4 protein-coding genes are annotated in these 4,337 nt (G+C 35.3%); all 4 read right to left on the bottom strand.

Going from position 1 to position 4,337, the window contains the following annotated elements; genetic code table 11:
• Positions 1–894: 894 nt before the first annotated feature.
• Positions 895–1,440, bottom strand: coding sequence for an Lcl C-terminal domain-containing protein (locus IE867_RS14040; protein ID WP_192485337.1), 546 nt, complete (start codon positions 1,438–1,440; stop codon positions 895–897).
• A 14-nt stretch (positions 1,441–1,454) separates the two neighbouring features.
• Positions 1,455–3,074 (bottom strand): reverse transcriptase domain-containing protein, encoded by a 1,620-nt coding sequence (locus IE867_RS14035; RefSeq protein ID WP_192485336.1) that lies wholly within the window; start codon positions 3,072–3,074, stop codon positions 1,455–1,457.
• 289 nt (positions 3,075–3,363) lie between these two features.
• The gene (locus IE867_RS14030) at positions 3,364–3,723 is read right to left on the bottom strand and encodes a four helix bundle protein (RefSeq protein ID WP_192485335.1); all 360 of its coding nucleotides are present in this window, start codon (positions 3,721–3,723) and stop codon (positions 3,364–3,366) included.
• Between the two features lie 43 nt (positions 3,724–3,766).
• Positions 3,767–4,337, bottom strand: a 571-nt coding sequence (locus IE867_RS14025; RefSeq protein WP_192485334.1) for an Lcl C-terminal domain-containing protein, incomplete at its 5' end; no start/stop codon positions are given.

Below are 4,337 nucleotides of genomic sequence, written 5' to 3'. Positions count from 1 at the left end.
ATAGCCATGATCTTCGCATTTCCTACCACAGTTACGGCACACGATATCATCTTTAGTGCTTTTTACTTCAATAATTAGCTCACGTCTATCTCGCAGGGAGATATTAAGTATTTCTATATCTGATAAACCAAGCAATTCAACAGGTAATACCATATCCAATTTCGTGAGCATTTTAAGTTCTTTCGGTTTAAGTTAATATCACAAAATTATAACAGATTTAACCCGTCCAACGGAAATAAGGATTGAGCCCCGAATAAGGGATATTTAGTCAATTATGAAGCTAGGAAAATAGCAGGTAAACCTTTTACTAGCAGTGTCATTGAAAGCGCAATTGAAACCGTTGTTAATGCTAGGTTCAAGAAAAAACAAAAAGCACAATGGAATCGAGAATCAGCACATAGAGTCCTGCAAATAAGAACCTCTGTGGCAAGTAATCAATGGGCAAAAGACTGGGAGCAGGCTAAGACTAAACTTTATAAGAAAGTAGCTTAGAATTGCGATAAATCTGTTGTTAGGAATGCTCTCGTGAAAAATTACAAGGCTATGTGTTCGAAGATGGAGTCCACCCTACGAGTGAAGTGCATAAGATAATAGCTAACTATATTTACAAAGCTATTGAGAAATTAGAACAGTAGTTTACTAACTTTGCCGATTTGTCCAGAATCTACAGTGTAACCCAATATTCACAAGCCAAATGGCTGAGTCCAATGTTGAGAGTTTGATTAATCAACGTTGTAAAGGGCAGCAACACATGAAATGGTCAAGGGATGGGCTGCACAATATACTTACATTAAGGGCAGCTATGAATACTTATACTTGGCCTAAGGTTTGGGAGAAACATGTTCTTTTTGGGTTGAAAAAGGCAGCATAAGACATAATATAAATACACTTCACTTACCTTTCGCGAACAGGCAAAACATAGTAAGCGTCCGTCTGAGAGTAGTTGTACACGAGACCGGTACCCATATTAACGCCCCACGTCTTACCGCCTCGCAAGGAATAACTCGTGCTAGACCAATAATTATCTTTGCTAATATTACTAAAATTCTTAGAATTTAACCAGTTTGCAGGTGAAGTTGTAGCCGAGTAATTTATAAGGCTTCTGAGCTCATTAATAGTCGGTAAACGCCAATCGTTATACCCACATAAGATTAAATTACTAGCATATGTCTTTGCACCCGCCCATACTAAACCTGATGCGCTACCATTTTTAGCCCACATGAGTCCCGTTAATTTGTCATAGTTTGCATCTTCACATTCAGAGTTATCAGCATTCTTGGCTGGCTCAAATCTTGGGGTAGGCCACTGACCTGGGCCTGTATCTGTAGGATTTGTATTTTGAATTACTGCATTTGCAGCAAAGGTATAGTTTGAGTAACCCAAAATTACTACTAGACCCAGCAGCATGGATATTTTGTTGTTTTTTCCAATATTTCTCATTTTTTTCTCCTAATTTACGTTGGTTGTATTTGTGTGGATCTCATATTTTTTATATAAATTAAAGGCATCCTTGCCTTAATGTGACTATAGCAAACTGACAATTCTTTTATAATGACAAAGTCAATAGCATAAATTAACAGTTGCTGTATATTCTTATGCAACAAGGATTGACAAAATCTAGCGGTAATTCCCCTAGAGTTTATCATCTCAAGACGCAGTATATTCCCCATTTGAATGCTAAGTTTGTCATAAAAATGATAAAACTTGCCTACCTGAAATAATAGCAATGTATTTTGAAAACATTTTTTAAAATAAAAGTACTGATGATAAATACTTTTAAAATCTTTTTTGTACTTAAACAATGCTTTTAGTTTGGTAAAATACGTGTCTTCTAAAATTGCTTTATCAAAGTAATGGTAAAGATAACTATAATTATTAAAAATAGATTGTTTTAAACGATACGTATCCGCATGCTTAAACATCCCAAGATAAGACGATATAACAGAATGAAGTTTAGTTAATAAAAAAATCGGATATAGGTAAGCACTGACAGCTTTGTCACATAATCGAATATCTGACCTTACCAACCGAAGATTTTTTAGCATTTTAATAACATCAGCACCCTTCCTTTCAAGTCGTTTTTTGTAATACAACAATCTATGTTCAAAATGATGCACTGTACGCTTACGTATAAGCTTATAATTAAAATGCACAATATAACCCAAACAATCAATGCCATTACTTATCGGAGCAATATTGCCATAGCGAGCATTGGTCTCAAGTTTTAATTTCTCATATAAGAAACAGGTAATATGATGCTTTATTTCATATAATCTCGTTTCACTTGACTCAAGTATAATAAAATCATCACAATATCGTATATAGGATCTGCATTTCAGTACATGTTTTACATAATGATCTAGCTCATTTAAATACACATTGGCAAAAAATTGGCTCGTTAAGTTGCCAATAGGCAATCCAACATCTGATTTATTTGTTTTAGCTAAACTTTTATGCTCAGGCATTCTTTTATAGCGCCTAATGTTTCTCTCAGTCTCTACAATATGATACTGGTTAGCGTATAAAACAATTTTGATTAAATTATACAACAATGCTGTATCCTGATAACTGAGCTCCCAAGAGCTATTTTTTAATGCTTTATGCAGTTTATTCCTTAATAAGGTTAATAAAATACACTTATCAATATTTAAAAAAAACTGCTTAATATCCATATGCAAATAATAAGCATTTACCCCTTTATGTTCAGAAGTTAGCCTTCTCATAAAATATTGCACACGATTAACTGCAGCATGCACTCCCTTATTTTGGCGACAAGCATAACTGTCATAAATAAAAATAGGCTCATATATCTTTTCTAGATAATGGACAATCAAGTGATGAATGATTCTATCTCTAAAATCAGCTGCTATAATCTCTCTGTATTTTGGCTGCGCCACGATAAATAGCTTGGCCGCCTTCGGCTGATAATATTGGTTAACCAAAGCTATATGAAGATCTACCAACAAAGACTCAAAATCACTTTCAAAAGCCAATGCACTTAACTTGCCGCGTTTGCGACAACGACATTTAAGGTACATCTTGTATAAATGATTTATGTCAAATAGTTTACTCATAATAATATCCTAAAAACAATGAACACAGATTGTTTAACCAACACTGACATGCTCCGCGAACAGGCAACACATAGTTGTTGTTCGTCTGATTGTTGTTGTTCACGTTACCGTTATTCATATTAACGTTCCACGCGTTACCGCCTGACAAGGAATAACAACAAGTTAAGCCACACATTTATCTGCTTTTGACCACCTTTTAATAGGTAGGTCATCGCTTTTTTATACCCATCATAAACATGGGCAGTGAGGCTGCACCATATACTTAACACACTCAAAACACTTTAGTGTTTTAATTCTGGTTATTGGCGTTGATATATTTTATCCAGCCTTCAGTTTGGCGAGATAAGTTAACAATCTGTGTCATACCTTCAATAAAACTTTGACTATTGTTAAAAGCTTTAACTTCTTTGCACAGTCTCATCATTATCTTAAGTTGTTCAAATAAATCTCTTAGTTGAAACAAAGTAGTTAAGCGTTCAGCTTGATTATTAGCTTGAATAACTAGAAAGACTGATTGATGAGCTAAATCTCTTAGATCCGAGCCCAAGCTATATTTATAATAGCGGCTAAAGTTCCGCACTATGGTTTCAATATATACGGCAAACGCCATTGTTTGACGATATATCGGTAAATGCTCATACTGTGCCATATATCAACCTATTTAGCCTTAAAATAATCAAATCACCCAATAATCAATTCGGTCCGCGAACAGGCAACACATAGTTGTAGTACGACTGAGAGCCGTTGTCCACGCTACCGTAAGACATACCAACGTACCACGCGAAACCGCCTGACAAGGAATAAATCGTGCCAGACCAATAATAACTGCTTTTAATATTACTAAAACCATTATCATTTAACCATTTTGCAGGTGAACTTGTATCTTGGTGATTTACAAGGCTTGCTAGCTCATTAACAGTCGGTAAACGCCAATCGTTATACCCACATAAGCTTAAATCAGCAGCATATGTCTTTGCATCCGCCCACTGCATTGAAACTGATGCACTACCATTTTTAGCCCACATGAGTCCCGTTAATTTGTCATAGTTTGCATCGTTACATTTAGAGTTATCAGCATTATTGGCTAGTTCAAATCTTTGATCTGGCCAGCTGAAACCATAACCTGTTTGAGCGGGTCCAATATGTAATGGTTTTGTTTTTAATGTATTATCTTCAGTAATCGTATAAGTGGCTGTTGACTCTTCACTTTTTACTCCCGCACTATCTGTTACGGTTAATGTTAAATAGTATGTGTCATCATTA

This window comes from Cysteiniphilum marinum, assembly GCF_014857925.1.
In the GTDB taxonomy this organism is placed as follows: Bacteria; Pseudomonadota; Gammaproteobacteria; order Francisellales; family Francisellaceae; genus Caedibacter; species Caedibacter marinus.
This window is presented reverse-complemented; position numbering and strand designations above follow the sequence as displayed.

Coding starts and splice junctions, on each gene's coding strand:
- IE867_RS14040 (WP_192485337.1), bottom strand. CDS start 1,440: ATGAGAAATATTGGAAAAAACAACAAAATATCCATGCTGCTGGGTCTA.
- IE867_RS14035 (WP_192485336.1), bottom strand. CDS start 3,074: ATGAGTAAACTATTTGACATAAATCATTTATACAAGATGTACCTTAAA.
- IE867_RS14030 (WP_192485335.1), bottom strand. CDS start 3,723: ATGGCACAGTATGAGCATTTACCGATATATCGTCAAACAATGGCGTTT.